Annotated in this window: 1 protein-coding gene; it reads left to right on the top strand. The window is 63.9% G+C overall.

Annotated elements, in window-relative coordinates; translation table 11 throughout:
• Positions 1-15 precede the first annotated feature (15 nt).
• Positions 16-1321 (top strand): nif-specific transcriptional activator NifA (gene nifA / locus HXX15_RS23105; RefSeq protein ID WP_296519254.1); only part of this gene is annotated, 1306 nt, incomplete at its 3' end.

The raw sequence follows: 1321 nt of genomic DNA, 5'->3' as shown, positions 1-1321 counted from the left end.
AGTGAAGGACAGGTCATGAGCAGCGCGTCGCAACTCCATCGCTCCGAACTGGAAGCGCTTTACCTCGTCAGTGAAATCCTCTCGCGCTCGCTGGATTTTTCGCAGACGGTCCTCAAGGTGCTGGACGTGCTCGACGAGGAAGTCAGCTTCGGCCGCAGCATGGTCAGCGTGCTCGACCCGGAGAACGGCGACCTGGTGGTGAATGCCGTCCATGGTGCCAGCGTCGACGAAACCGAACCGGTACGCTACCAGTCCGGCGAGGGCATTCTCGGCGTACTGCTGGCCGAAAAGCGTTCGATCTCGCTGGCCGTTGCCGGCCGCGACCCGCGCTTCCTCAACCGGATCGGCATTTACGACCGCAACCTGCCCTTCATCGCCGCACCCATCAATGTCGGTGGCAGCCTGCGCGGCGTGCTGGCCGTGCAACCCGACGAAGTCGACGACGGACTGCTTGAAGAACGCGCGCGCTTTGTCGAAATGGTGGCCAACCTCATCGGCCGCAGTGTGCGACTGTCGCTGGAAGTCGAGCAGGAAAAGAAAACGCTTGCCGAAGAACGCGACAGCTTGCGCCGGACCGTGCGCAACCAGTACGGCTTCGACAACATCGTCGGCCGCTCCGCCGCCATGCGCCGCGTTTTCGACCAGGTGCGCATGGTATCGAAATGGAATACCACCGTGCTGCTCCGCGGCGAAACCGGCACCGGCAAAGAGCTTATCGCCAACGCCATTCACTACCATTCGCCACGCGCGCGCGGCCCGTACGTGCGGCTCAACTGCGCCTCGCTGCCGGAAAATTTGCTCGAAACCGAACTCTTCGGCCACGAGAAGGGCTCATTCACCGGCGCGGTCGGCAGCCGCAAGGGCCGCTTTGAAATGGCCGACGGCGGCACGCTGTTCCTCGACGAAATCGGCGAAATCTCGCCGGCCTTCCAAGCCAAGCTGCTGCGAGTTCTGCAAGAGGGCGAACTCGAACGCGTCGGTGGCAGCCGCACACTGAAAGTCGATGTGCGCGTCATAGCCGCTACGCACCGCAACCTCGAAGCGGCAGTCGATGCGGGCGATTTCCGCGAGGATCTTTACTACCGCCTCAACGTCATGCCCATCATCCTGCCGCCACTGCGCGAGCGGCCCGAAGATGTTCCCGAGTTGGCGCGCCACATCGCGACGCGCATCGGCGAAACCCAGGGCCGCCCGCTCAACATCACCGAGGCCGCCATCCGCCGCCTGACGCAATACGGCTGGCCGGGCAACGTGCGCGAACTGGAAAACTGCCTCGAGCGCGCCGCCGTGATGTCACCGACCGGCTGCATCGACGCCGACC

Source organism: Rhodopseudomonas sp., assembly GCF_013377015.1.
GTDB lineage: Bacteria > Pseudomonadota > Alphaproteobacteria > Rhizobiales > Xanthobacteraceae > JARJEH01.
This window is presented reverse-complemented; position numbering and strand designations above follow the sequence as displayed.